This window comes from Sulfurimonas sp. (assembly GCF_023228785.1).
GTDB lineage: Bacteria > Campylobacterota > Campylobacteria > Campylobacterales > Sulfurimonadaceae > Sulfurimonas.
On the sequence record NZ_JALOAN010000029.1, the window covers coordinates 1 to 21,957 of the forward strand.

The 21,957-nt window shown below is 34.9% G+C and carries 33 protein-coding genes and 1 pseudogene; 23 read left to right on the forward strand and 11 right to left on the reverse strand.

Annotated elements, in window-relative coordinates; translation table 11 throughout:
• The 19 genes and pseudogenes from M0Q24_RS08205 to infA all read left to right on the forward strand — a co-directional run.
• Positions 1-289: pseudogene (locus M0Q24_RS08205) on the forward strand (50S ribosomal protein L2); the annotation flags it as partial.
• Positions 290-291: 2 nt separating this feature from the next.
• Positions 292-567, forward strand: a complete 276-nt coding sequence (gene rpsS / locus M0Q24_RS08210; protein ID WP_295049497.1) for a 30S ribosomal protein S19 — start codon at positions 292-294, stop codon at positions 565-567.
• 2 nt (positions 568-569) lie between these two features.
• Positions 570-887, forward strand: a complete 318-nt coding sequence (gene rplV, locus M0Q24_RS08215; RefSeq protein WP_295049500.1) for a 50S ribosomal protein L22 — start codon at positions 570-572, stop codon at positions 885-887.
• 1 nt (position 888) lies between these two features.
• Positions 889-1,596, forward strand: coding sequence for a 30S ribosomal protein S3 (rpsC, locus tag M0Q24_RS08220; protein ID WP_295049503.1), 708 nt, complete (start codon positions 889-891; stop codon positions 1,594-1,596).
• Between the two features lie 2 nt (positions 1,597-1,598).
• Complete coding sequence (gene rplP, locus M0Q24_RS08225) at positions 1,599-2,024, forward strand: 50S ribosomal protein L16 (RefSeq protein ID WP_295049506.1); 426 nt, start codon at positions 1,599-1,601, stop codon at positions 2,022-2,024.
• Positions 2,011-2,199 (forward strand): 50S ribosomal protein L29, encoded by a 189-nt coding sequence (gene rpmC, locus M0Q24_RS08230; protein ID WP_295049509.1) that lies wholly within the window; start codon positions 2,011-2,013, stop codon positions 2,197-2,199. Before rplP ends, rpmC begins: the two co-directional genes overlap by 14 nt.
• 10 nt (positions 2,200-2,209) lie before the next feature.
• Complete coding sequence (rpsQ, locus tag M0Q24_RS08235) at positions 2,210-2,458, forward strand: 30S ribosomal protein S17 (RefSeq protein ID WP_295049512.1); 249 nt, start codon at positions 2,210-2,212, stop codon at positions 2,456-2,458.
• Positions 2,458-2,826, forward strand: coding sequence for a 50S ribosomal protein L14 (rplN, locus tag M0Q24_RS08240; RefSeq protein WP_295049515.1), 369 nt, complete (start codon positions 2,458-2,460; stop codon positions 2,824-2,826). The genes rpsQ and rplN overlap by 1 nt, the downstream gene beginning before the upstream one ends.
• On the forward strand, positions 2,826-3,056 hold the full coding sequence (gene rplX / locus M0Q24_RS08245; RefSeq protein ID WP_021287734.1) for a 50S ribosomal protein L24: 231 nt from the start codon (positions 2,826-2,828) through the stop codon (positions 3,054-3,056). Before rplN ends, rplX begins: the two co-directional genes overlap by 1 nt.
• A 2-nt stretch (positions 3,057-3,058) precedes the next feature.
• Entirely contained in the window at positions 3,059-3,604 is a 546-nt protein-coding gene (gene rplE / locus M0Q24_RS08250) for a 50S ribosomal protein L5 (RefSeq protein WP_295049519.1), read from the forward strand.
• Positions 3,604-3,789 carry a type Z 30S ribosomal protein S14 gene (locus tag M0Q24_RS08255; RefSeq protein WP_008340791.1) on the forward strand — a complete coding sequence of 62 codons (186 nt, stop codon included), beginning with the start codon at positions 3,604-3,606 and terminating at the stop codon, positions 3,787-3,789. Before rplE ends, M0Q24_RS08255 begins: the two co-directional genes overlap by 1 nt.
• A gap of 77 nt (positions 3,790-3,866) precedes the next feature.
• Positions 3,867-4,265 carry a 30S ribosomal protein S8 gene (gene rpsH / locus M0Q24_RS08260; protein ID WP_295049522.1) on the forward strand — a complete coding sequence of 133 codons (399 nt, stop codon included), beginning with the start codon at positions 3,867-3,869 and terminating at the stop codon, positions 4,263-4,265.
• Between the two features lie 9 nt (positions 4,266-4,274).
• Entirely contained in the window at positions 4,275-4,811 is a 537-nt protein-coding gene (gene rplF / locus M0Q24_RS08265; RefSeq protein WP_295049524.1) for a 50S ribosomal protein L6, read from the forward strand.
• 13 nt (positions 4,812-4,824) lie between these two features.
• Complete coding sequence (gene rplR, locus M0Q24_RS08270; protein WP_295049527.1) at positions 4,825-5,181, forward strand: 50S ribosomal protein L18; 357 nt, start codon at positions 4,825-4,827, stop codon at positions 5,179-5,181.
• 8 nt (positions 5,182-5,189) lie between these two features.
• Positions 5,190-5,630: a 30S ribosomal protein S5 gene (gene rpsE, locus M0Q24_RS08275; RefSeq protein ID WP_295049529.1), complete on the forward strand. Its 441-nt coding sequence runs from the start codon at positions 5,190-5,192 to the stop codon at positions 5,628-5,630.
• Between the two features lie 3 nt (positions 5,631-5,633).
• On the forward strand, positions 5,634-6,032 hold the full coding sequence (gene rplO / locus M0Q24_RS08280) for a 50S ribosomal protein L15 (protein WP_295049531.1): 399 nt from the start codon (positions 5,634-5,636) through the stop codon (positions 6,030-6,032).
• A 2-nt stretch (positions 6,033-6,034) separates the two neighbouring features.
• Entirely contained in the window at positions 6,035-7,297 is a 1,263-nt protein-coding gene (secY, locus tag M0Q24_RS08285; RefSeq protein ID WP_295049533.1) for a preprotein translocase subunit SecY, read from the forward strand.
• A 3-nt stretch (positions 7,298-7,300) separates the two neighbouring features.
• On the forward strand, positions 7,301-8,059 hold the full coding sequence (gene map / locus M0Q24_RS08290; RefSeq protein WP_295049535.1) for a type I methionyl aminopeptidase: 759 nt from the start codon (positions 7,301-7,303) through the stop codon (positions 8,057-8,059).
• A gap of 23 nt (positions 8,060-8,082) precedes the next feature.
• Positions 8,083-8,301, forward strand: coding sequence for a translation initiation factor IF-1 (gene infA, locus M0Q24_RS08295; protein ID WP_013326041.1), 219 nt, complete (start codon positions 8,083-8,085; stop codon positions 8,299-8,301).
• Positions 8,302-8,319: 18 nt separating this feature from the next.
• Here infA and M0Q24_RS08300 read toward each other — a convergent pair whose 3' ends face one another.
• The 6 genes from M0Q24_RS08300 to M0Q24_RS08325 all read right to left on the reverse strand — a co-directional run bounded on the left by M0Q24_RS08300 (position 8,320) and on the right by M0Q24_RS08325 (position 12,517).
• Positions 8,320-9,186, reverse strand: coding sequence for a sulfurtransferase (locus M0Q24_RS08300; protein WP_295049536.1), 867 nt, complete (start codon positions 9,184-9,186; stop codon positions 8,320-8,322).
• A gap of 7 nt (positions 9,187-9,193) precedes the next feature.
• A complete protein-coding gene (locus M0Q24_RS08305; RefSeq protein WP_295049538.1) occupies positions 9,194-9,487 on the reverse strand; it encodes a chorismate mutase in 294 nt (97 codons plus the stop codon).
• Between the two features lie 231 nt (positions 9,488-9,718).
• On the reverse strand, positions 9,719-10,363 hold the full coding sequence (locus M0Q24_RS08310; protein ID WP_295049540.1) for a hypothetical protein: 645 nt from the start codon (positions 10,361-10,363) through the stop codon (positions 9,719-9,721).
• The gene (locus M0Q24_RS08315) at positions 10,360-11,295 is read right to left on the reverse strand and encodes a hypothetical protein (protein WP_295049542.1); all 936 of its coding nucleotides are present in this window, start codon (positions 11,293-11,295) and stop codon (positions 10,360-10,362) included. Before M0Q24_RS08315 ends, M0Q24_RS08310 begins: the two co-directional genes overlap by 4 nt.
• Complete coding sequence (locus tag M0Q24_RS08320; protein WP_295049544.1) at positions 11,277-11,630, reverse strand: hypothetical protein; 354 nt, start codon at positions 11,628-11,630, stop codon at positions 11,277-11,279. The genes M0Q24_RS08315 and M0Q24_RS08320 overlap by 19 nt, the downstream gene beginning before the upstream one ends.
• A 98-nt stretch (positions 11,631-11,728) precedes the next feature.
• The gene (locus M0Q24_RS08325) at positions 11,729-12,517 is read right to left on the reverse strand and encodes an ABC transporter permease (RefSeq protein ID WP_295049578.1); all 789 of its coding nucleotides are present in this window, start codon (positions 12,515-12,517) and stop codon (positions 11,729-11,731) included.
• A gap of 88 nt (positions 12,518-12,605) precedes the next feature.
• Between M0Q24_RS08325 and M0Q24_RS08330 the strand changes: the two genes are divergently transcribed.
• Complete coding sequence (locus tag M0Q24_RS08330; RefSeq protein WP_295049546.1) at positions 12,606-13,295, forward strand: endonuclease III domain-containing protein; 690 nt, start codon at positions 12,606-12,608, stop codon at positions 13,293-13,295.
• On the forward strand, positions 13,265-14,452 hold the full coding sequence (locus tag M0Q24_RS08335; RefSeq protein ID WP_295049548.1) for a YbfB/YjiJ family MFS transporter: 1,188 nt from the start codon (positions 13,265-13,267) through the stop codon (positions 14,450-14,452). Before M0Q24_RS08330 ends, M0Q24_RS08335 begins: the two co-directional genes overlap by 31 nt.
• On the opposite strand, the gene trpB is transcribed toward M0Q24_RS08335, so the two are convergent.
• Both trpB and M0Q24_RS08345 read right to left on the reverse strand, forming a co-directional pair.
• Complete coding sequence (gene trpB, locus M0Q24_RS08340) at positions 14,442-15,653, reverse strand: tryptophan synthase subunit beta (protein ID WP_295049550.1); 1,212 nt, start codon at positions 15,651-15,653, stop codon at positions 14,442-14,444. The genes M0Q24_RS08335 and trpB overlap by 11 nt on opposite strands.
• A gap of 76 nt (positions 15,654-15,729) precedes the next feature.
• Complete coding sequence (locus tag M0Q24_RS08345; protein ID WP_295049552.1) at positions 15,730-16,569, reverse strand: S1-like domain-containing RNA-binding protein; 840 nt, start codon at positions 16,567-16,569, stop codon at positions 15,730-15,732.
• A gap of 138 nt (positions 16,570-16,707) precedes the next feature.
• On the opposite strand from M0Q24_RS08345, the gene M0Q24_RS08350 reads away from it, so the two are divergent.
• Both M0Q24_RS08350 and M0Q24_RS08355 read left to right on the forward strand, forming a co-directional pair.
• The gene (locus tag M0Q24_RS08350; RefSeq protein ID WP_295049554.1) at positions 16,708-17,448 is read left to right on the forward strand and encodes a M15 family metallopeptidase; all 741 of its coding nucleotides are present in this window, start codon (positions 16,708-16,710) and stop codon (positions 17,446-17,448) included.
• Positions 17,432-18,727 (forward strand): M99 family carboxypeptidase catalytic domain-containing protein, encoded by a 1,296-nt coding sequence (locus M0Q24_RS08355; RefSeq protein ID WP_295049556.1) that lies wholly within the window; start codon positions 17,432-17,434, stop codon positions 18,725-18,727. Before M0Q24_RS08350 ends, M0Q24_RS08355 begins: the two co-directional genes overlap by 17 nt.
• Here M0Q24_RS08355 and M0Q24_RS08360 read toward each other — a convergent pair.
• The 3 genes from M0Q24_RS08360 to M0Q24_RS08370 are packed head-to-tail and all read right to left on the reverse strand — an operon-like array spanning position 18,724 to position 21,904.
• Entirely contained in the window at positions 18,724-19,380 is a 657-nt protein-coding gene (locus M0Q24_RS08360) for a glucosaminidase domain-containing protein (RefSeq protein WP_295049557.1), read from the reverse strand. The genes M0Q24_RS08355 and M0Q24_RS08360 overlap by 4 nt on opposite strands.
• On the reverse strand, positions 19,377-20,654 hold the full coding sequence (locus M0Q24_RS08365) for a spore photoproduct lyase family protein (protein ID WP_295049558.1): 1,278 nt from the start codon (positions 20,652-20,654) through the stop codon (positions 19,377-19,379). The genes M0Q24_RS08360 and M0Q24_RS08365 overlap by 4 nt, the downstream gene beginning before the upstream one ends.
• On the reverse strand, positions 20,651-21,904 hold the full coding sequence (locus M0Q24_RS08370; protein ID WP_295049560.1) for a diguanylate cyclase: 1,254 nt from the start codon (positions 21,902-21,904) through the stop codon (positions 20,651-20,653). Before M0Q24_RS08370 ends, M0Q24_RS08365 begins: the two co-directional genes overlap by 4 nt.
• Between the last annotated feature and the right edge of the window lie 53 nt (positions 21,905-21,957).

Consider the following 21,957-nt stretch of genomic DNA (forward strand, 5'->3'; position numbering starts at 1 on the left):
AGGTGAGTGTTTAGCTACTATTGGTTCAGTTGGTAACGAAGAGTTTGGTAATATCGTTATAGCAAAAGCTGGTCGTCAAAGACATTTAGGAATTCGTCCTCAAACTCGTGGTTCTGCTATGAACCCAATTGATCACCCACATGGTGGTGGTGAAGGTAAAACGAACTCAGGTCGTCATCCAGTTACTCCATGGGGTAAACCAACGAAGGGTGCTAAAACTCGTCGTAAGAAAGCTAGTGATAATCTTATTATTACTCGCCGTAAACCAAATGCAAGAAGGGTAGGTTAACAATGGCTCGTTCAGTAAAAAAAGGTCCATTTGTTGATGACCATTTAGTAAAAAAAGTCCAAGCAGCTAAAGCAGAGGGCAGTAAAAAACCTATTAAAACATGGTCAAGAAGATCTATGGTTCTTCCTGAAATGGTTGGTTTTACTATAAATGTTCACAACGGAAGACAATTCATTCCTGTATATGTTACAGAGAATCACATTGGATATAAACTTGGTGAATTCGCACCAACTCGTACATTCAAGGGCCACAAGGGCTCTGTTCAGAAGAAGGGGTAATCATGGCTAGAGCATTATTAAAATTTATCCGTGTTTCACCAATCAAATCTCGTCTTATAGCGAGAGAAATTCAAGGTATGAATGCAGAACTTGCGTTAGCATCTTTAGAATTCACTCCAAATAAGGCAGCTAAAATCATCGCTAAAGTTGTTGCATCTGCAGTTGCAAACAGTGGTAATGAAGCAGAGGATTGTACTATTACATCATGTCGTATTGATAATGGTCCAGTTCTAAAAAGATTTAGACCGCGTGCGCGTGGTATGGCATCTGGGATCAGAAAGCCAACTGCACATATCTTAGTAGAAGTAGAGGGTAAATAATATGGGTCAAAAAGTTAATCCTATTGGTTTACGTCTTGGAATCAACCGTAACTGGGAGAGCAGATGGTTTCCTAACTTTAAAACTGCTCCAGCAGCTTTAGGTGAAGATCACAAGATTCGTACATTTTTAAAGAAAGAACTTTACTATGCAGGTGTTGCTAACATCATTATAGAAAGAACTATAAAGAGACTTCGTGTAACTATCGTTGCAGCTCGCCCTGGTATCATTATTGGTAAAAAAGGTGCGGATATTGAGAAGCTTAAAACATCTCTAGAAAAACTGATTGCAAAACCAGTTTCAGTAAACATAAAAGAAGAGAAAAAAGCTCAGGTTTCATCTCAACTAGTTGCTGAGAATGTTGCTACTCAATTAGAGCGTCGTGTTGCATTTAGAAGAGCTATGAAAAAAGTTATGCAAACTGCACAACGTTCAGGTGCTAAAGGTATTAAAGTTTCTGTTAGCGGTCGTTTAGGTGGAGCTGAAATGGCTCGTACTGAGTGGTACTTAGAGGGACGTGTTCCTCTTCATACACTTCGTGCTAAGATAGACTATGGTTTCGCTGAAGCTCATACACAATACGGTTGTATAGGTGTTAAAGTGTGGATATTCAAAGGTGAGGTACTTACTAAAGGTATCCCAGCTGAAGCTAAAGAAGAAAAGCAAGAGCGTCCAAGAAAACGCGCTCCAAGAAAAGAAAAGGCTGAATAATTATGTTGATGCCAAAGAGAACAAAGTATCGTAAGGTAATGAAAGGTCGTAACCGTGGTTACGCTCGTTCGGGTTATACTCTAGCATTTGGTGATATCGCTTTTAAAGCGGTTGAAGCAGGTCGTATTAACTCTCGTCAGATTGAAGCAGCTCGTATTTCAGCTACTCGTCATATTAAAAGAAATGGTAAGATTTGGATCCGTGTGTTTCCTGCTAAACCACTAACTTCTAAACCTCTTGAGACTCGTATGGGTAAGGGTAAAGGTTCAGTTGATCAATGGGTTATGAATATTAAACCAGGTCGTATTATATTTGAAATGGCTGGTGTTCCACATGATATAGCGCGTGAAGCGTTAGCTCTTGCAATGCACAAGTTGCCATTTAAGACTAAAATAATTACTGCGGAGTTGAGCAATGAAATATATTGATTTAGCAGATAAAAACGTAGCAGAACTTAAGGTTATGCTAAAAGAGAAAAAAACTGAATTGTTTACTCTAAAAATAAAACAAAAGATGATGCAATTAAATAATACTAGCGAACTTCGTGTTGCTAAGAAAAATATTGCTAAAATCAACACTGCTATTAATGCAGTGGCAAACTAGGGGCCAGAGTATGACACATAAGCGTGAAATTCAAGGTAAAGTAGTTACTATTGCAGGCGAAAAAACGGTTTCTATCGTTGTAGAACGCCGTGTAATGCATCCTCGTTACCACAAAGTTGTAAGACGTTTCAAAAAGTACTTAGTACATGATGAGCGCAATGAAGTAAAAGTAGGTGATGAGATTACAGCAGTAGAGTGTCGTCCACTTTCAAAAACTAAATCTTTTAGACTTAAATCGGTTATAAAAGGAGCAGAGTAATGATTCAAGGTTTTACTCGTCTGAATGTAGCTGACAATACAGGTGCTAAAGAGATTATGTGTATTAAGGTACTTGGTGGTTCAAAGCGTCGTTACGCAACAATAGGTGATGTAATAGTTGCTTCTGTTAAAAAAGCGACTCCAACTGCTAAAGTTAAAAAAGGTAAAGTTGTAAAAGCTGTTATCGTTAGAACTGCGAAAGAGGTTCACCGTGAAAATGGTTCTCTTATCCGTTTTGATGATAATGCAGCTGTTATACTTGATGACAAGAGAGAGCCAATAGGTACTCGTATCTTCGGACCTGTTGGTCGTGAAGTTCGTTATGCTGGATTTATGAAAATAGTATCTCTTGCACCGGAGGTTGTTTAATGGCAAAATTTAAATTTAAAAAAGGCGATACTGTAGAAATTATCGCTGGTGATGATCGCGGAACTAAAGCTAAAGTACTATCTGTTATGCCTAAGAAAAACAAGGTAATAGTAGAAGGTTGTAAAGTAGCTAAAAAAGCAATCAAACCAACTGAAGACAATACTAAAGGCGGACATATCAATAAAGAGATGCCTATAGATGTTTCAAATGTTCGTAAAGTGGAGGCATAATAATGGCTCGTTTAAAAGATAAATATTTAGCCCTAAGAGCTGATCTACAAGCAGATCTAGGTGTTAAAAATCCTATGCAAACTCCTAAAGTAGAGAAAATAGTAATCTCTGTTGGTGCTGGTTTTGCAATGAAAGATAATAAACTTATCCAAAATATTGAAGATACTATAACAATGATTGCTGGTCAAAAGGCAACTACAGTTATAGCTAAAAAATCAGTAGCTGGTTTTAAAGTTCGTGAAGGTATGCCAGTTGGTGTTCGTGTAACACTTCGTGGTGAAAGCATGTACAACTTTCTAGATCGCCTTGTATCTATCGCACTTCCTCGTGTAAAAGACTTCCGTGGTGTTCCTAGAAATGGTTTTGATGGCCGTGGTAACTATAACTTCGGACTTGATGAGCAACTTATCTTCCCAGAGATTAGCTATGATTCGATCATGCAAATTCATGGTATGAATATCACAGTTGTAACAAGTGCTGATTCTGACAAGGCTGGTTTTGCTCTTTTAGAGAAAATGGGTATGCCTTTTACAAAAGGGAGTAACTAATGGCTAAAAAGTCAATGATAGCTAAAGCAAAAAGAGAGCCTAAGTTCAAAGTACGTGGATATACAAGATGTCAAATCTGTGGGCGTCCACACTCTGTACTTCGTGACTTTGGGATCTGCCGTATCTGTTTTAGAAAAATGGCAAATGAGGGATTAATCCCAGGTGTTAGAAAGTCTTCTTGGTAGGCTCTGCCTTCCAAAAGGAAACTTCTATTCATTCGCAGTTGAATTTTTTTCGACTCGCAAAAAATAAGGAATAATAAATGGCAATAAATGACTTAGTGTCAGACGCGTTAACTCGTGTTCGTAATGCAGGTATGAGAAGATTACCAGTTACTACTTTAGTACACTCTAAGAGTGTTGAAGCATTAGCAAATATCTTAGTTGAAAAAGGCTATATCGAGAGTTGTAATGTTCTTGAAGATGGCGTTAAAAAAACAATCAAAGTTGTACTAAAGTACAATGATGAAGGTAAAACTGTAATCAATGAACTTCAAAGAGTATCTAAGCCTGGTAGACGTGTTTACAAAGGTAAAGAAGGTATTAAGAGATTTAAAAATGGTTACGGAACTATTATAGTAAGTACATCACACGGCGTTCTATCAAATGACAAAGCTTATGAGCTTGGTATTGGTGGCGAAGTTATGTGTACAGTTTGGTAAGGGGATAACATGTCAAGAATTGGTAAATTACCTGTAAATTTTGCTAGCGATATTAAAGTTAGTACAAATGGCGATGTTATAACTTTTGCTAAAGGCAAAAATAGTGTAGATTTAGATACTAAAGGAAATGTTGATTTTTCACTTGAAAACAGTACACTTTCTTTTACTTCAAAGTCAGATGAAAAAGCTCATAGAGCATTTTGGGGAACATATAGAGCTTTAGCTCAAAATATCGTTGTTGGTTTAACTGATGGTTACACTAAAGAACTTGAAATTAATGGTGTTGGTTACCGTGCTGCTGTAAATGGTAGAGTGCTAAACCTTCAACTAGGATTTTCACATGATATTAATTTTGATCTTCCAGAAGGCATTGAAGCTAGTGTTGAGAAAAATCTAATAACTCTTAAAAGCCATGACAAGCAAGCTCTTGGTCAAGCTGCGGCAGTGATTAGAGCATTTAGACCACCAGAGCCTTACAAAGGTAAAGGTGTTAAGTACAAAGATGAGCATATCGTGCGTAAAGCCGGTAAAACTGCTAAGAAATAAGGGAGGAGTATAGATGAATGCTAAAGTATTAAAAAGCAAAATTGCTAATCGTATAAAACGAAAGCGTCGTATTCGTGCGAAAATATCTGGTTGTGCTACACTTCCTCGTGTTTCTGTGTTTCGTTCAAATCGTTATCTGAGTGTACAGGCTATCGATGATGTTAGTGCTACAACAATTTGTGCATTAAATTCAAAAGAGAGTGGTCACAAGTCAAACAAAGAGGGTGCTACGGCTCTAGGTGAGGCGTTTGCTGCTAAACTTAAAACTGCTAAGATCTCTGAGATTGTTTTTGATCGTAATGGTTACCAATATCACGGTGTAATAGCTGCATTTGGTGAAGCACTTCGTGCAAACGAAATTAAGTTTTAGGGGCTATGATGGAAATCAATAGAGAAGAATTTGAAGAAGCGATCGTAAATATTGGTCGTGTTACTAAAGTTGTTAAGGGTGGTAGAAGATTTCGTTTTACTGCACTTATTGTAGTTGGTAACAAAAATGGTACAGTTGGCTATGGTTCTGGTAAAGCAAAAGAGGTTCCTGATGCTATACGTAAAGCTGTTGATAACGCTTTTAAAAACCTAACTACAGTAAGTATTAAAGGTACAACAATAGCACATGATATTGAGCATAAGTACAATGCAAGTCGTGTTCTTTTGAAGCCAGCATCTGAAGGTACAGGTGTTATCGCAGGTGGAGCAGTTCGTCCTGTTCTTGAACTTGCAGGTTTTCAAGACATGCTTACAAAGTCAATTGGCTCAAACAATCCAAACACAGTGGTTCGTGCTACAGTTGAAGCACTAACTCGTATTAAAGGATAGATAATGGGTATTGAAAATTTAACGCCAGCAGAAGGTTCTACAAAGAATCGTAAAAGAGTTGGTCGTGGACAAGCTTCAGGAACTGGAAAAACTTCAGCTCGTGGACAAAAAGGTCAAAAATCTCGTTCAGGTAACAAAAGAAAGAGAAACTTTGAGGGTGGTCAAATGCAACTTGCAAAAAGACTTCCTAAGATTGGATTTCACTCAAATAATGTAAAACCTTATGTTATAAATGTAGAGAAAATCAAAGCAGTTGCAGAATTAGCTGAAATTACTATGGAGACTATCCGTGGTGTTCACAAAATTGCCGCAAGTGTTAGCAAAGTTAAACTAGTTGGTGCGAATGCTAAAGATTTAGCATCAAAAATCAAAGACGACAGTGTTACTACTACAGGTAAATAGTCGTGAATAAAAATCTAGTAAATAAGATACTTATTACTATCGGGTTTTTATTTATCTATCGCCTACTGGCTTATGTGCCAGTTCCAGGCGTTGATACTGCTGTTATTGCTTCATTTTTCGATTCACATCAAGCGGATGCACTAGGACTTTTTAATATGTTTAGTGGAAATGCTGTAGAGAGAATGTCTATTATCGCTCTTGGAATCATGCCTTACATCACCGCTTCAATCATTATGGAACTTTTAGCTGCTACTTTTGCTCCACTAGGACAGATGAAAAAAGAGAGAGATGGAATGGTTAAGTATATGCAAATCATTCGTTATGCGACTATTGCAATTACTATAATTCAAGCGATTGGTATTAGTGTTGGTCTTCAAAGTTTAACTGGTCCAAATGGAAACAGTGCAATTATTGCTGATCATAATACTTTTATAATTCTCTCTGCTGTATCGATGCTAGCTGGAACTATGCTGCTTATGTGGATTGGTGAGCAAATAACTCAAAGTGGTATAGGTAATGGTATTTCACTTATTATCTTTGCAGGTATTGTCTCTGCAATTCCTAGTGCAATAGGTCAAACTATCACTATGGTAAACACTGGAGCAATGAGCTTTTTAACTGTTATTGCAATTTTGGCTCTTATAATGGCTACGGTCGCAATTATTATCTATGTAGAACTTGGTGAACGCCGAGTACCAGTTACATATGCTAAAAAAGTTATGATGCAAAATCAAAATAAAAGAGTTATGAACTACATTCCTATCAAAGTTAACTTAGCTGGTGTTATCCCAGTTATTTTTGCATCTGCGATATTGATGTTTCCTATGACAATCTTATCAAGTAGTACTAACCCTACAATTCAGGGCATTGCTGACTTGTTAAATCCAAATAGTTACTTTTTTAACTTTTTAACATTTCTTTTTGTAGTCTTTTTTGCATTTTTCTATGCATCGATTACATTTAGTGCAAAAGATATTTCAGATAACCTAAAGAGACAGGGTGGATTTATTCCTGGTATCAGAACAGGTGAAGCTACAAGAGAGTTTTTAAATGAGACTGCTAGTAGATTAACTTTTACAGGCGCTCTTTATCTAGGACTTGTTGCAACGCTACCGTTTATGATTATAAAAGGAATGGGTGTTCCATTTTTCTTTGGTGGTACTGCAGTTCTTATCGTTGTTCAAGTTGCACTTGATACTATGAGAAAGATAGAGGCTCAAATTTACATGAGTAAGTATGAGACCTTAAGTGCTGTTGGTTTATAAATAATGGCCATAGCGCTTAGAAAACCTGTTGAAATAGAGAAACTCCGCGCAGCCAACCAAATAGTTGGTGGTGCATTGGAGCTTCTTGCACAAAATACAAAGGCTGGGATGACCTTAAGGGAACTTGATGCAATGGCTGAGGATTATATCCGCTCCCATGATGCTAGACCATCTTTTAAAGGTCTCTATGGCTTCCCCAACGCTGTTTGTACTTCACTTAATCAAGTTATTATCCATGGTATCCCAACTGATTATAAGCTCCAAGAGGGAGATATTATCGGTTATGATATTGGAACTGAACTTAATGGTTGGTTTGGAGATGCTGCAATTACAGTTGGTGTTGGTGAGATAATAAAGAGAGATGAAGAGTTGATAGCTTGTGCAAAAGATGCACTCTACTATGCTATTGATGAGATAAAAGAGGGTTTAAGATTTAAAGAGCTCTCATTTAAGATAGAAAAATTTATACTCTCTCGTGGCTTTGTACCACTACATAGTTTTTGTGGTCATGGCATAGGAAAAAAGCCTCACGAGGAACCAGAAATCCCTAACTACCTAGATGGTAAAAACCCAAAATCAGGTCCAAAGATAAAAAACGGAATGGTTTTTTGTCTTGAACCCATGATTTGTCAAAAAGAGTCAGAACCGATTATTTTAGAAAATAAATGGGATGTTGTTAGTACCGATAATTTACGCGGTTCACACTATGAGCATACTGTTGCAGTTATCAACGGTAAGGCTGAGATATTATCTCTTGCTTAAGAGTTAGAAAAAGGACTTATAAAATGGCTAAAGCTGATGTTATAGAAGTTGACGGCAAGATTATTGAAGCATTACCAAATGCAACTTTCCGTGTTGAATTAGAAAATGGACATATCATTCTATGTCATATCGCAGGAAAGATGCGTATGCACTATATTAAGATACTTCCAGGTGATAAGGTAAAGTTAGAACTAACACCATACTCTCTTGATAAGGGTCGTATTACTTATCGTTACAAGTAAAAAGAGGTTTTTCCTCTTTTACTCCCACTTAAATCTTGTCATTGGCAAATTCTCTTTATTTGACCACTCTATAAGTGAAGCTTCGTATAGTTTTGCATTTTTAAACCCCATACATTTGTAGAGTATAAAAAACTCCATACTAGCACTTAGTGCATCTCTATCATAAACAATTATCTCATCATTGCTATTTAACTCATGTCCAGCTACATAGATCTCATCAAGTTCACTTTTATTTCTTAGAGTATTGTCTTTTAAAAACTTAGTAACTGTGTTGCTACTCTTTGCACCTTTTATATGACCAACCTCTAAAACTCCATCTGAGCGACTTACACCATAGTAGTCATCATATGATCTTGCATCTAATATCTTTGCACCTGAAGTTAGCAAGTCTTTGGTGGTTGCTATAAGATGTTTTTTTGGCATAACTACAGTAGATCCATATTTTATATCAGGAATAAGAGAGGAGACTAAAAGATTATTTTCAAAAACCCATGCCATATATCCGCCATCTAAGATACTAATATCATCAAGTCCACTATAAAGAAGCACAAAAGCTAAATAGCTTGAATTAAAGATCTCTTTTTGAGAGTTGTGAGAGTATATAACAACTTTAGAGTCATTGTTAATTCCAAGTCTTCTTAGGGCATCTTGAATTATTATATCTGATGCTAGAGTTGGATAAGGACTGTTTTTATCCATAAACTCTTTTACATTAGCGTAAATGGCGCCTTCTATATGGCTTGTAATGTAGAGTTCTTTTTCTGAGACATCAATAAGGATAAGATTTTTATCATTTAGTGATGCTTTGAGCTGTGTTGGAGTTATAAAAGCATCAGATCCAAAGAGGCAAAAAAAACTGAGGCTTAGTAATAAAAAAATTTTCATCATAAGATTAAAATGTTTGAGTGTTTCTAAACTCTGAGATTTCAGTCTCAACCATTTCATGAATCATAATAGTGAAAAGTTCTGATATTAAGTTTGGAGATACATCTAGTGATATTGCTTTACGGCGAACTTTTTGCATAATAAACTCTATGCGATCATCTGCCTTAACATCTTCTACTGAGTTTTTAAACTTCGCAGCTTGACGAACTAAATGACTTCTTTGAGAAATCAACTCAACTAGTTTATCATCTAGTATATCAATGTTTGCTCTTACTTCTTCTAGTGAATTACATATTATCATATCTATATCCTTAGTGTGCCTTTTTTATTAGAGTAATGTTATCTAAAAAGAGATAAGAATGTGTTAACTCAAAGAGCTATTTTTTATATTAAGTTTTAAACTAAAAGCATTTATTAACACTTTAGTAACTTAAAGCCTATATAATACTTTTACGATTCTTGATATATGGTCTTAACTTGACCCTAAGACTTGTTTTGTTAACCCTTTCCTCCTGTTTGGGTTGGCAAAATTCTATTTTAAAACTTCAATTTTTTTTATCAATCTTTCTTTTTCTGTATCATCTTTTATATAAAGTAATTTTTCGTTTAACCAAAAAAGAGCGCTCTTTTTATAACCATTAAACGAAGCAGTACTTATCATCTCATCTCTTGTTGTGGTTGTTAATCTATCTCTAATAAGTGCGGCAGCTAGTAGTTTAGAAGTGGGTTTTGAGATATTTAATATAGCTTCGTTAGCTCCTTTGTAATCATTAGCTTTTAATTTTGATGCAAACTTTTGATAGAGAGGATCAAGTTTATCAACATCATAAGGGTCTTTTTGCTGCAAAAATGCAAAGTATGCATCTAAGTTTGGATCTTTATGTAAAGATGAAATTTCTTGAAACTCTTTACACTCATCCTTAATTCCTACACTTATGTTTAAAGCACATTTTGCCAAGTAGATCTGCGAAAGAGTTTTTAGATCTACTCCTTGTTTTGCGTGCGCAATAGATCTTTTTAGATCTGCTTTAGCAATTTTGTCATAAGAGCTTAGGAAATTTTTAGTATATGAGTCAAAGGCATTTACACTTTTATATTGCCACTCATTTGGAGCTTGTTTAAATGAACAAGCACTAAAGAGAAAAAGTATAAAAAAAGAGAGTAATATTTTTATCATGGTAGGCTCACCTCTGGTTTCGAATCATCTTGCATAAAAGCATCTACTTTATCCATTATCTGATTTGTCTTTTGCAGACTCACAGAGATCTGCTCTTTAAATTCTAAAAGATCTATGTCATAACTTCCAACAACTCTTACAGTTGAGTCTAATGTGTCAAGTTTTTGTTTAACGTCTTTCATAATGGCGTCTAATTCTTTTATAAGTGAAGATGCCGGGATCATGATCTCAGCATCAAGCGAAGATGTGCTTTTTGAGATATGTTTAGAGATTGTATATAGCTCATCCATCAGGCTGTTTGTCGTATTTAGCGCATCAATCATGCTTTTTGTTGACTTTTTATCTCCTGTTAAACTACTTAAAAGTGAATCACTATTTGAGAGTTTTGCACTAAAATCTCTGATATTTTTAAAGGTCTCATTTAGAGGAGAGTTCTCTTTTGCAAGATTTGAAGTGATGGACTCTATGTTGTTTATGATTTTTAAGATCTTATCAACTGCCGGTTCAAGCTTTGTTATCATATCGTTTATGTCATTACTTTGAATCATAAGAAGTTCGGCATCTTCTTCTAAAACTTTATTGCCAATGGCAGAGTAGATCTCTATCTGAGTTGAACCTATAAGAGGTTTTACAGTCATTAAAACTGTACCCTCAGTTATCCATCTACGATTATTTTCATCAACTGAAAATGTCATAAAAACAGACCCATCATTATTTAAAGAGATATTGTCAATTGCCCCTATACTAAATCCAGAAAATTTCAAAGGCATGCCAACACTAAAAAACGCAGCACTATCAGTTGTGAAGTGATAGTTATATCTTTTGTTAAATGTTCCTTTGTTTTCTAAAACAAGATATAAAAATGTAAAAATAGTAACTAAAAGAGTGATGACAAAAAGACCTACAGCTAGCTTTATTTTACTATATTGCATGAGACCTCCTTATAGTGTGTTTCGTTTGCGAGTGTATCTAAAATAACTATATCTTGACTCATTTGGAGCTTTTTTATGACGCTAACTACATCATCCATACTAGATGAATTATCTAGTAAATTTATAGGTGAGATAATTATAACGCTTTTGTCATCACTCATCATAGCACGAACTACACAGACACAAAAAATTTCATAAGCATTACACATATGTACTCTATATAAAGATATCTTTTGAAGATTTATTTTTGCTAAAGCTTCTCTTGCTTGGACCTGAGCATCTTTAGTTGCTAAATGCTCATGAACTTCTTTTATAAGAGCGATATTCTCAAGCATATTTAGATTTGAAATAAGAGGAGTTTTTTTAGAGATCAGTGCAAAGTTAGTCTGTTTATCAAGAAACTCAGAAATGCCATGATAATCTTTAAAAAGTCTTATAGTGATTGAATTAGTAATGATAGCACCTCGATAAAAAAGATAGCTACAAAGAGCTTAACCATACCATTTAATACAGAGATAGGGATGGCAGTATAAGCGTTTGTAGTTTTAAGTCCACTGTATATTGGAATAAGCATGATGACAAAGCCAAAAGTTATACTCTTTATGAGTAAAACAAGTAAGTCTTTTAGCTCGATAGCGCTAATAAGCAAGTGTTTATAAGTATGAAAATCCATATTCATATAAAAAAGTGTAAAAATATAACCACTACAAAGCATGATAAAAGCAAATAAAATAGAGAGTGAGACAACGCTTATCATACCGCTTATGATTCTTGGCAAAAATAGATAGTCAATAAGATCTATCCTATATCTTCTGAGAGTGTTTAGCTCATTGTTTACATTCATAACCGCTATCTCGGTATTTATCGCAGTTGATGAACGAAGAGAGATAAGCAGAGCTGTAAAAAATGGAGAAAATTCATCTAAAACAAAAGTGATGATGATTGAGCCTATTTTATCTTGCAAACCATACTCACTAGCTAAGACGATTACAGCTCCAATGATAACAGAGCCAAACAAAACTGCCATTATAGTAAAAAGTGGAATGATCTCAACTGCTGTGAAGTAGATCTGCTTTGTTAAAACCATTCTCATAGCAGGATTGTAGCTTTTTGGTCGTAGTAAGTGAAGTGTGCAGATAAAGGTAAATTTTAATGCCTCGTAGAATGAATCTAAGATTTCTAGTGTTTTGCCTCCAACATTGTCTATAAACTTTAAAACCACCAACGAAGCCTCCATAATTTTGACTATTATCTTATATTTTGCCTTAGTGTTTGGTATAATTTTTACAAATCTATCTATAGGGTCAATTTTGAGCAAAGAGTTAAAAATTTATGAGATGTATAAACTTCTATATGAGATGTATGGTCCGCAAGGATGGTGGCCTTTTATAAAGAGTGGTTATGACAAGGGCAATTATAAGTTTGACAAAACAAGTGATGAGATTTTTGAGGTTGCACTTGGGACTATTCTTACTCAAAACACAACTTTTAAATCAGTTGTAAAATCACTTCAAAATCTCCAAGAGCTAGATGCATTAACTGCTTCATCTATAAAAAAACTAGATCTAGACATCTTAAAGCTTGCCATAAAACCATCTGGGTACTTTAACCAAAAGTCTAGATATATCTTAGAGTATATCTCTTTTGGTGAGAGCTTAGATGGAAGGGTGCCATCAAGAGATGAGCTTTTAAGCGTTTTAGGAATTGGCCAAGAGAGTGCGGATTCTATACTTTTATACGGATATAACCAGGGTGAGTTTGAGATAGATGCATATACAAAAAGAGTTCTCTTAGAGTTGGGTTTCATAGATGAGAAGGCAAAATACAGAGATATGAAAGAGTTAATGCAAAATAGTATCAAAGAGTTTGTAAAAGATGAAGAAGAGTTAGTAAAAGTTTATCAAGAGTATCATGCACTGATTGTTAATCACTCAAAAGAGTTTTATTCTAAAAAACCTTATGGAGTTGGTTGTATGTTAAAAGAGAGATTTTCTTGCTAGATAAAAACAAAAATTACAACATCATCCTAGCTGGTATCATCTCTATCTTTGTAGGCGTTGGAGTTGCTAGATTTGCTTTTACCTCTTTGCTTCCATCTATGCTTGATGGGTTTTTATCCATCACAGATGCAGGAGTTTTAGCATCGCTGAACTTTAGCGGATATTTGGGCGGAGCAATATTTAGCATCTTTATAAAAGATATAAATGCAAAAGTGAGATACTTTAGACTTGGACTATTTTTAAGCGTAGTGACAACACTCATTTTAGCAACTACTTCAAATGAACTCGCTTGGATCTTCTCAAGAGTTGTAGCTGGCTTTGGTTCGGCTATGGTTTTAATAGTTGGCGGCGCTATCGTTATGGTAAAGCTAAATTATGAAAACAAAACAAAAGCGATGGGGATTCACTTTAGTGGGATTGGAGTTGCTATTGTTTTGAGCGAGATCATAAGCCAGTTAGTTTTAAAGAGTGCTGATTTTGCTAGTGCTTGGTTAGTTCTCGCTATCTGTGCATTTGTAGCATCTTTTTACTCTTGGTATATTCTCTCATTTGACAAACTTATAAAGCAAGACGCACCAAAACATAAACTTAGTAGATCTCTGTTTTCTCCCTTTGTTATTTTGCTAATTTTTGCTTACTTTACCGAGGGTGTTGGTTTTGTAGTTCAAGGTACATTTTTACCAGATATTATAAACTCACTTAAAGGGCTTGAGGGTTATGGAAGTTTAGCTTGGCTTGTGGTTGGAGTTGCTGGGATCCCATCGTCTATTATTTGGATGCGACTCGCTCATAATTATGGAAGTTTAAACATCATCATAGTCGCAATGAGCCTTCAAGTTGTGGGCATTGTTATCCCAGCTCTTAGCTCAAACATCTACTTAAACCTCTTTAGTGGGGCTTTATATGGAAGTACTTTTATAGGGTTAGTTGCACTTTTTATGCATTTAGGCGGAAAACTTTCACCTAAAAACCCTGTGGTTCTCATGGGTGCAATGACAGCGGTTTATGGGATCGGACAAGTAAGTGCGCCACTTTATAGCGTCGCACTTGTGGAGAGTTTTGGAGATTACAGGGCTGCTTTGTTTGTAACAGCAACCATAGTTTTTAGTGGAGTAATTCTTTTACTATATGCTAAAAAAATCGAGCCTAGAACTTAGCGTTTGGAATAGGGTAGTTCTCAACCACAAAGTCTATGTCTTTGTCGCCTCTACCACTTAGGTTTACAAGTATAGTCTTGTCTTTGCCTAGAGTTTTTGCTAACTTCATGGCATATGAGACAGCATGAGCAGACTCTAACGCTGGGATGATCCCCTCATGTTGAGATAGAGTGTAAAAAGCCTCTACTGCTTCATCGTCACTACAAACAGCTACTTTTGTTCTACCAATACTACTAAGATAAGCGTGTTCAGGTCCAACAGAAGGGTAATCAATCCCAGATCCAATAGAGTGAACAGGAGCTGGTTCGCCTTTGTCATCTTTTAGCATTATAGAGTTAAACCCGTGCATAATTCCCTCTTCGCCATAAGTTAGAGATGCAGCATGATCTCCTAAAGCTTCGCCTCGTCCCATAGGTTCAACACCATAAAGATCTACCTCTTTGTCATCTATAAATGCTGAGAAGATTCCTATAGAGTTACTTCCACCACCAACACAAGCGACTACTGCATCAGGAAGAGAGTCTTCATGCTCAAAAAATTGCTCTTTAGACTCATGACCTACTATAGACTGAAAATCTCTTACCATAAGAGGAAAAGGGTGAGGTCCAACAACACTTCCAATGCAGTAAATTGCATGATCAACTTGAGCTATATAACTCTCAAAAGCACTATCAACTGCCTCTTTTAAAGTTTTAAGACCGTGCGATACTGGGATAACTTTTGCACCTAAGATCTTCATACGAACAACATTTGGATGCTCTTTTATGATATCTACTTCGCCCATGTGGATCTCACACTCTAGTCCAAAGTATGCAGCTGCAGTTGCAAGTGCCACACCGTGTTGACCAGCTCCAGTCTCAGCTATAACTTTTGTTTTACCAAGGTGCTTTGCCAAAATAACTTCTGCCATACAGTGGTTTAGTTTATGCGCACCCGTATGGTTTAGATCTTCTCGCTTTAAGTAGATCTTAGCTCCGCCACAATGCTCTGTAAGGTTTTTAGCGTAAGAGATAGGAGTAGGGCGACCTTGGTAGTGCTTTCTAACATACTTTAGATCTTCTATAAATTTAGGAGAGTTTTTTAACTCCGCGTAAGCTTTTGTAATGTCAGCAAATGGTTGTTCTAAAACGGGTGGAATATATGCACCACCAAAACGACCAAAATAGCCATTTTCATCTGGATGTGATTCTAGGTAAGACATAAAAGAGATTCCTTAAATTAGTAATTTTGAAGATTATAGTTAATTTGGCTTGATACTTTTCTTTAACACCCAACTCTTAGCAAAGATATATACCGCTATCTTTTACTTCTATCTTTTTTTCATCTACTAGAGTTGTTAGAGAGCGTTTAAACTCTTTTTTGCTAAGAGAAAAAACATCTCTTATGAGATCTGCGTCGCTTTTATAGTTATAAGCCATAATGCCATTGTTTTGTTTTAAGAGATCTAAGATCTTCTCCGAAGAAGAACCTTTCTCTCCTGCTTTTCTAAGAGAGAGATCTATGTTTCCATCTTTACGGATAGTTTTTACAAATGCAGTTCTTTTGTCTCCTAAAGAAACTTTCTCAAAAATTTCATTATGGTAGATCAAACCTTCATACTTGTCCTCAACTATACACTTAAACCCTAGTGGAGTCTGAGTAATAATAGTGATCTTTACCTCTTGTGCAGGTTTTATACCTTTTACTCTTTTTTCAAAAAAATCGCCTAGTTTCTCACTCGCTACAAGTCTATGAGTCTGCTCATCATAGATGACTTTTACAAATCTCTTCTCGCCAACTTTAAAAGGAGTCTTTTGTAGCATCTTTGGACAAAGCAGATCTTTAGGAAGTCCCCAGTCTAAAAATGCTCCAAAAGGTGCAACATCTATAACTTCTAAAAGAGCAAACTCTTCTAGCATAGCTTTAGGTTTGAGAGTAGTTGCAACTAATCTATCTTCTGAGTCTGTATATAAAAAGACATCCACAAAAGTTCTCTCTTTCATATCGGGAGTTAGGTATTGACCAGGTAAAAGAACATCGTTTCCATCAAGTGCCATAAGGTAAGCCCCAGGAGTTGTAAGTCTGTCTATAAGAAGGTTGTTAATTTTGCCTAGTTCTAGGTAGTCGTTTTGTTGCATTTTGTGTCCTTGATTGCAAAAATAATTAAATGAAAATATTTTTAGATTGTATCTTTTTTGTTATGTCAAAACCATTAAAATAGCTATATGATAAGTTTATATAATGCTTACTTGTAAAACTAAGGTATAATTGCGATTATGAATAGAAGACTTTTTTTAACGACATTATCGTTATCACCACTTTTTGCTAATGAGTTTGTACAAACGAACAATGATGTTTTTTTGACCTACAATGAGTACAAGACACTTCAAAGCTTAGATGCTAGGTTTAAGAGACTTAGAGCTTATATAGGTTTTGCAAACTTTAACTTAGTCTCTTTTGGTGAGGCGCTTTACTATGCTAGAAACTATCCAACTATTGGTAAGTTTAAAGACGATGAACTATCTTTGATAGATAGATTTTTTCATGAAGATCCCAATATGTACGGCTTTTATGGAGCAAAAACTTGTAAAAATATCAACAATAAAATATCTCAAAAAGATGTTGTTAAGATCCATTACACTGGGCACTATCTTTTTAAAGGTAAGCCACAAGAAGACTACGACAAACTCATAAAAGATGTTGGTGACTCTCTCATACTCACATCTGGTGTAAGAAATATTGTAAAACAACTTAGCCTCTATGCAGGTAAACTTAACCGAAATGGTGGAAACATTACAAACGCTTCTATAGATATCGCACCTCCAGCTTACTCTTACCATACTATAAGTGACTTTGATGTGGGTCTTCGAGGATGGGGATATAAAAACTTTACAGATGAGTTTGCATCAACTAAGGAGTTTGAAAAGATGATAAAACTACCTTATATCAAGATGAGATATCAAAAAAATAACAGTGATGGAGTAAGGTTTGAACCTTGGCATGTTGAAGTTATTTAGCATTGCACTCTTTCTGTTTTGTTCTCTTTTAAATGCACAAGATCTCTTTAAATTTGACCTTATTCAAAAAGGAGAGCAAGATGCAAATACTCTGCTTGTTGTTGGTGGGATCCAAGGAGATGAACCAGGTGGATTTATCTCAGCATCACTTCTAGCTACTCACTACGAGATAACAAAAGGCTCTCTTTGGATAGTTCCAAATCTAAACTTTTATAGCATTATAAAAAGAAGTAGAGGACCTCATGGAGATATGAATAGAAAATTCGCCGAACTTTCAGAAGAAGATCCAGAGTATGAAGCTATACAAAGAATTAAAAGTTACATAAAAGATGAAAATGTAAAACTTGTTGTAAACCTACATGATGGAAGTGGTTTTTATAGAAAAACTTATGAAGATGATATGCACGCACCACATAGATGGGGACAGTGTTCCATCATAGATCAGTCAAACATAGATGTTGAGGTTTACTCAAACCTTGAAGAGATCTCATCTAGCGTTGTAAAATATGTAAATGAACACCTTATAAAAGATGAGCATAAGTACCATGTTCATAACACTAGAACAAAAGAGGGCGATAAAGAGATGGAAAAAACTCTTACATACTTCGCTATCAATGAAGGAAAAGCTGCTTTTGGAAATGAGGCTAGTAAAAATCTTGCTACTCATCAAAGAGTCTACTATCATCTCTTAGCATTAGAGAAGTATATGGATATTATGGGCATAGAGTATAAAAGAAAGTTTACTCTTGATTCTGATGGTGTTTATAGTGCTATAAACAATGATATTCATATATCTCTATATGAAGAAAAGATAAGCTTGCCACTTGCGCAAATCAGAGATATTGTAAACTACTTTCCTATAAAAAAAGATGGAGTGGTTGACTTTAAGGCAAGTAATCCTCTTCTTGCCATTATAAAAAATGGTAACACTTATGTTATCCAATATGGAAACAGAAGACTATCAAGGCTAAATGCTGATTATCTTGATATGGATGAAGATTACAATATTGTAAAATTTAGTGTCGATGGTAAAGAGGTGGATGTAAAATTTGGCGAGATCTTAAAAGTAGAGAATAGTTTTGTTGTTCACAAGGCAAACTCTTTTAGAGTAAATGTTATAGGTTATGTAAACAAAAGCGGTATTGAAACAGGTGTAGAAATAGAAAAAAAACAGATACAAAAACGCTTTTCTATAGATAAAACTGGAACTACTTACAGAGTTGAGTATTATAACAAAGAAAAGTTCGTAGGTATGGTCTTAGTCAGATTTAAAAACTAAGGCTTGTCATATCTTTGAAGTTTATTATACCTTATCATCGCTGCTAACTCTTTAGGGTACTTCTCTTTCATTTCTGAGTAACGATCTAGCTTTTTTACAAGCTTATATGGATCGTCTGTTACCATTTTTAACTTTCTAAACTCTACAAATGCGTGTGAACGAGAGATGTTTTTATAATAATCTCTGACTGAATCTTTAATAGTAGGATACTTTTTAAGCCAGATAGTTTTTTTACCTCTTTTTTGTGAGGCTGCAATTCTAGGCTCTTTTTTGTTAAATGACCAAACACCAAAGATATTGTTGGCTTTTATATAAAATCTTGAAGTTCCCCACGCACTCTCCATGGCAGCTTGAGCAAGAGTTATACTTCTAGGATGAGGTTTTAATGCCATCATTAGATCTTTATCAGTTTTGACTTTATATATTTTTTTTAAAGTTGTGATTTTTTTCTTATATTTTGGATTTTTGAGGTTTGTTTTAATCTCTTTGTATTGTATGTCAAGCTCTTTGTAAACACTGTTTACAACAGGGACTAAAGTGTTGAAAAATCTTTTTTTTTTCTCTTTAACTGAGATAGGTTTTGCATCTTTTGCTAGTAGTGAATCTGATGATACAAGCACAAAAGCAAGTAATATAATTTTTAAAAACCTCATAAAAAAAATTCCATGTCCAATTTTTTAGTATATGAACCTAACATTGCTCTTTCAAAGTCATTGTTCGTTGAGTATTGATACCCAAAACACTTAGCCCACATCTCATGCTCTTCCATACAGAGATAAAAAAATGTCTCTTTGTGTGCTCCCAAAGAAGTTCCATTGGGATGCCAAGCTTTAAAACTCTCATAGGCGTGTTTAAACATCTCTACTTTTATATCCTCTGGATAAGAACTCTTTCCACTTGCATCTACAAAAGACATCTGTGTTATTTTGGTTTTAAAGTCTCTCTCCCTGAGTTGCTTTATAACGGGTTTTATAAATGTTAAAGTTCCAAAACTTACAAGTGCAACTTCATTTGTACTAAACTCATTTAAGAGCCTTTTGTAAACATCTGCATACTCATCAAGATAACCCTCATAATGAACTATAGGATGAAAATGAAAACCGACTTTAACGCCCTTATCAGCTAAAGTTCTTGCACTTTTTATGCGTTTGTCTAGTGATGCACTGAGATGCTCTTCATTTTCTATAATAGTTGGAGTATTTAGTGACCAAGTGCAGAGTATGTTTTTAGGAACATCATGTTCTAAAAAGTACTTGATGTTGTCTGATTTTGTTTTAAACTCCAAGATAACATTTGGATTTTCTTTTGCAAAGTTAAATAGAGCATCTAAAATACCCTCACGATTTCCCCACATAAGTGAGTCGGATGCTTGACCTGTTCCTATGTGATAAGTCTTGTTTGGTTCAAGATTTAAATTTTTTAGCTTATCTGCAAAGTTACTATCAAATGTGATAGTGTTTTGATTGTAAAAAGATTGAATGGAACAGTACGAACAGTCAAAGCCACAACTCTCAACTGCATCAAGAGTCAAAAGATTGCAACATCTAGTCTTCTGTGATGCTACAGGGCAAAGCCCAAGTCCAAAACCATCCTTAGCTTCTGTTTTAAAGTTAAATTTTTGCTCTTGTGGAATATTTTTTAACTCAAAATCTTTATATGAGTTTGGCTTAGATCTTAACTCTTCATAAGCTTTTTTAAGTTGAGTAAAGACTACTTTTTTTTGCCCATGTTCTGGAAAAATTTTTATGATATTGCCCTCATCCCAGAGGCTCAGATCTCTTGCTATATCTATGATTTGTCTTATCTCTTGATATGTAAATTTTAGCTTTAGAGATTTTTCTTTTATAAACTCTTGTATCTCTGATGGTAGTTTTTCAAAAAGAGTATTTTTAATAGAGCTGTTAAATTTTTCTAAATATAAATTCATAGTTTAATCTTAATCATATTTCTACCACTCTCTTTTGCTTCATAAAGTGCTTCATCGGAGAGTCTAATCATCTCTTCTAGCGAGTGAGCTAAACCAAAATAAATACCAATAGAAACAGTATAATTGATATTGGTTGAGCCTATTTTTATGATGTTGTCCTCAAATTTTTTTCTTATTTTTTCAAAAAGTATTTCCACATGCTCAAGTGAAGTGTCTTCAAGGAGTACACAAAACTCTTCACCACCAAAACGAGCCATCAAGTCAGAATTTCTAAGATTTTTATCAAATATTTTTTTAACTTCTTTAATAGCAATATCGCCTATATCATGTCCATAAGTGTCATTTATATTTTTAAACTTATCAATATCAAGCATCGCCACTGCCATCGGTATCTCTTTTCTTGAGTTTTTAGCATAAATTGAGTTACCAGCTTCAAAGAAGTAGCGTCTGTTATAAGCGCCTGTTAGAAAATCTTTGTTAGCCATCTCTTTAATGCGTGCAAAAAGTTCTAACAACTCGAGGTTTGAGTTAACACGAGTTACTATTTCATTGTGAGTAAATCGCTTATTTATAAAGTCATTTGCTCCAAGTTTTAAAAATTTACTAATAATATTTTGATCTTCAACGGCACTAATTGCGATAATGCCAAGACTATCTTTTGTATATTTTTCTCTTAGCTTAAAAGTCAACTCCAAACCATTTGTATTTGGCATTTCATAGTCTGTTAATATAAGCGAGATCTGATGTTTATCGCTTCTCAATAACTCTATCGCCTCATCTCCGTCTTCTGCTTCGACTATATTTAGCTTTATTTTTTTTAGGCTGTTTTTTAAGATGTTTCTATAGATTTTTGAATCATCAACTATCATAATAGTAGTATCGTAGTTTTTAAGAGTTCTAGATATATCTAAAATGGCAAACTTCATGCTAATAGTATCATTTTTAAATATAACATTGATAATATTTTTATCAAGAAGCAACTCTTTTATCTCCTTGTCATCACTCTCTAAAATAACAACTGATGGGATCTCATAAAAGTTGGTTAGCTCAACTATCTCTAGGGGTTCAACACCTAAAAGACTTAAGTTTAATAAAGCAGCATGAAACTTCCCTTGATGTTCTTCTAAAAGGTTTAAAGTCTCTTGGTAGTTTTTTGCATAGTAAGGATTGATATCATAATGTTCTTGAACTTCTTTTTTTAACATTTCAAGAGATGCTCGACTATCATCTAGTACTAAAATCTTTTTCATATAAAAGCCTATTATTTTTTGTGCGCTTTAGTTAATTTGATAGATTATAGCTT

Excerpts from the sequence above, each read along its gene's own strand:
- rpsS (WP_295049497.1), top strand. The coding sequence starts at position 292 with ATGGCTCGTTCAGTAAAAAAAGGTCCATTTGTTGATGACCATTTAGTA.
- rplV (WP_295049500.1), top strand. The coding sequence starts at position 570 with ATGGCTAGAGCATTATTAAAATTTATCCGTGTTTCACCAATCAAATCT.
- rpsC (WP_295049503.1), top strand. The coding sequence starts at position 889 with ATGGGTCAAAAAGTTAATCCTATTGGTTTACGTCTTGGAATCAACCGT.
- rplP (WP_295049506.1), top strand. The coding sequence starts at position 1,599 with ATGTTGATGCCAAAGAGAACAAAGTATCGTAAGGTAATGAAAGGTCGT.
- rpmC (WP_295049509.1), top strand. The coding sequence starts at position 2,011 with ATGAAATATATTGATTTAGCAGATAAAAACGTAGCAGAACTTAAGGTT.
- rpsQ (WP_295049512.1), top strand. The coding sequence starts at position 2,210 with ATGACACATAAGCGTGAAATTCAAGGTAAAGTAGTTACTATTGCAGGC.
- rplN (WP_295049515.1), top strand. The coding sequence starts at position 2,458 with ATGATTCAAGGTTTTACTCGTCTGAATGTAGCTGACAATACAGGTGCT.
- rplX (WP_021287734.1), top strand. The coding sequence starts at position 2,826 with ATGGCAAAATTTAAATTTAAAAAAGGCGATACTGTAGAAATTATCGCT.
- rplE (WP_295049519.1), top strand. The coding sequence starts at position 3,059 with ATGGCTCGTTTAAAAGATAAATATTTAGCCCTAAGAGCTGATCTACAA.
- M0Q24_RS08255 (WP_008340791.1), top strand. The coding sequence starts at position 3,604 with ATGGCTAAAAAGTCAATGATAGCTAAAGCAAAAAGAGAGCCTAAGTTC.
- rpsH (WP_295049522.1), top strand. The coding sequence starts at position 3,867 with ATGGCAATAAATGACTTAGTGTCAGACGCGTTAACTCGTGTTCGTAAT.
- rplF (WP_295049524.1), top strand. The coding sequence starts at position 4,275 with ATGTCAAGAATTGGTAAATTACCTGTAAATTTTGCTAGCGATATTAAA.
- rplR (WP_295049527.1), top strand. The coding sequence starts at position 4,825 with ATGAATGCTAAAGTATTAAAAAGCAAAATTGCTAATCGTATAAAACGA.
- rpsE (WP_295049529.1), top strand. The coding sequence starts at position 5,190 with ATGGAAATCAATAGAGAAGAATTTGAAGAAGCGATCGTAAATATTGGT.
- rplO (WP_295049531.1), top strand. The coding sequence starts at position 5,634 with ATGGGTATTGAAAATTTAACGCCAGCAGAAGGTTCTACAAAGAATCGT.
- map (WP_295049535.1), top strand. The coding sequence starts at position 7,301 with ATGGCCATAGCGCTTAGAAAACCTGTTGAAATAGAGAAACTCCGCGCA.
- infA (WP_013326041.1), top strand. The coding sequence starts at position 8,083 with ATGGCTAAAGCTGATGTTATAGAAGTTGACGGCAAGATTATTGAAGCA.
- M0Q24_RS08300 (WP_295049536.1), bottom strand. The coding sequence starts at position 9,186 with ATGAAAATTTTTTTATTACTAAGCCTCAGTTTTTTTTGCCTCTTTGGA.
- M0Q24_RS08305 (WP_295049538.1), bottom strand. The coding sequence starts at position 9,487 with ATGATAATATGTAATTCACTAGAAGAAGTAAGAGCAAACATTGATATA.
- M0Q24_RS08310 (WP_295049540.1), bottom strand. The coding sequence starts at position 10,363 with ATGATAAAAATATTACTCTCTTTTTTTATACTTTTTCTCTTTAGTGCT.
- M0Q24_RS08315 (WP_295049542.1), bottom strand. The coding sequence starts at position 11,295 with ATGCAATATAGTAAAATAAAGCTAGCTGTAGGTCTTTTTGTCATCACT.
- M0Q24_RS08320 (WP_295049544.1), bottom strand. The coding sequence starts at position 11,630 with ATGCTTGAGAATATCGCTCTTATAAAAGAAGTTCATGAGCATTTAGCA.
- trpB (WP_295049550.1), bottom strand. The coding sequence starts at position 15,653 with ATGTCTTACCTAGAATCACATCCAGATGAAAATGGCTATTTTGGTCGT.
- M0Q24_RS08345 (WP_295049552.1), bottom strand. The coding sequence starts at position 16,569 with ATGCAACAAAACGACTACCTAGAACTAGGCAAAATTAACAACCTTCTT.
- M0Q24_RS08350 (WP_295049554.1), top strand. The coding sequence starts at position 16,708 with ATGAATAGAAGACTTTTTTTAACGACATTATCGTTATCACCACTTTTT.
- M0Q24_RS08355 (WP_295049556.1), top strand. The coding sequence starts at position 17,432 with ATGTTGAAGTTATTTAGCATTGCACTCTTTCTGTTTTGTTCTCTTTTA.
- M0Q24_RS08360 (WP_295049557.1), bottom strand. The coding sequence starts at position 19,380 with ATGAGGTTTTTAAAAATTATATTACTTGCTTTTGTGCTTGTATCATCA.
- M0Q24_RS08365 (WP_295049558.1), bottom strand. The coding sequence starts at position 20,654 with ATGAATTTATATTTAGAAAAATTTAACAGCTCTATTAAAAATACTCTT.
- M0Q24_RS08370 (WP_295049560.1), bottom strand. The coding sequence starts at position 21,904 with ATGAAAAAGATTTTAGTACTAGATGATAGTCGAGCATCTCTTGAAATG.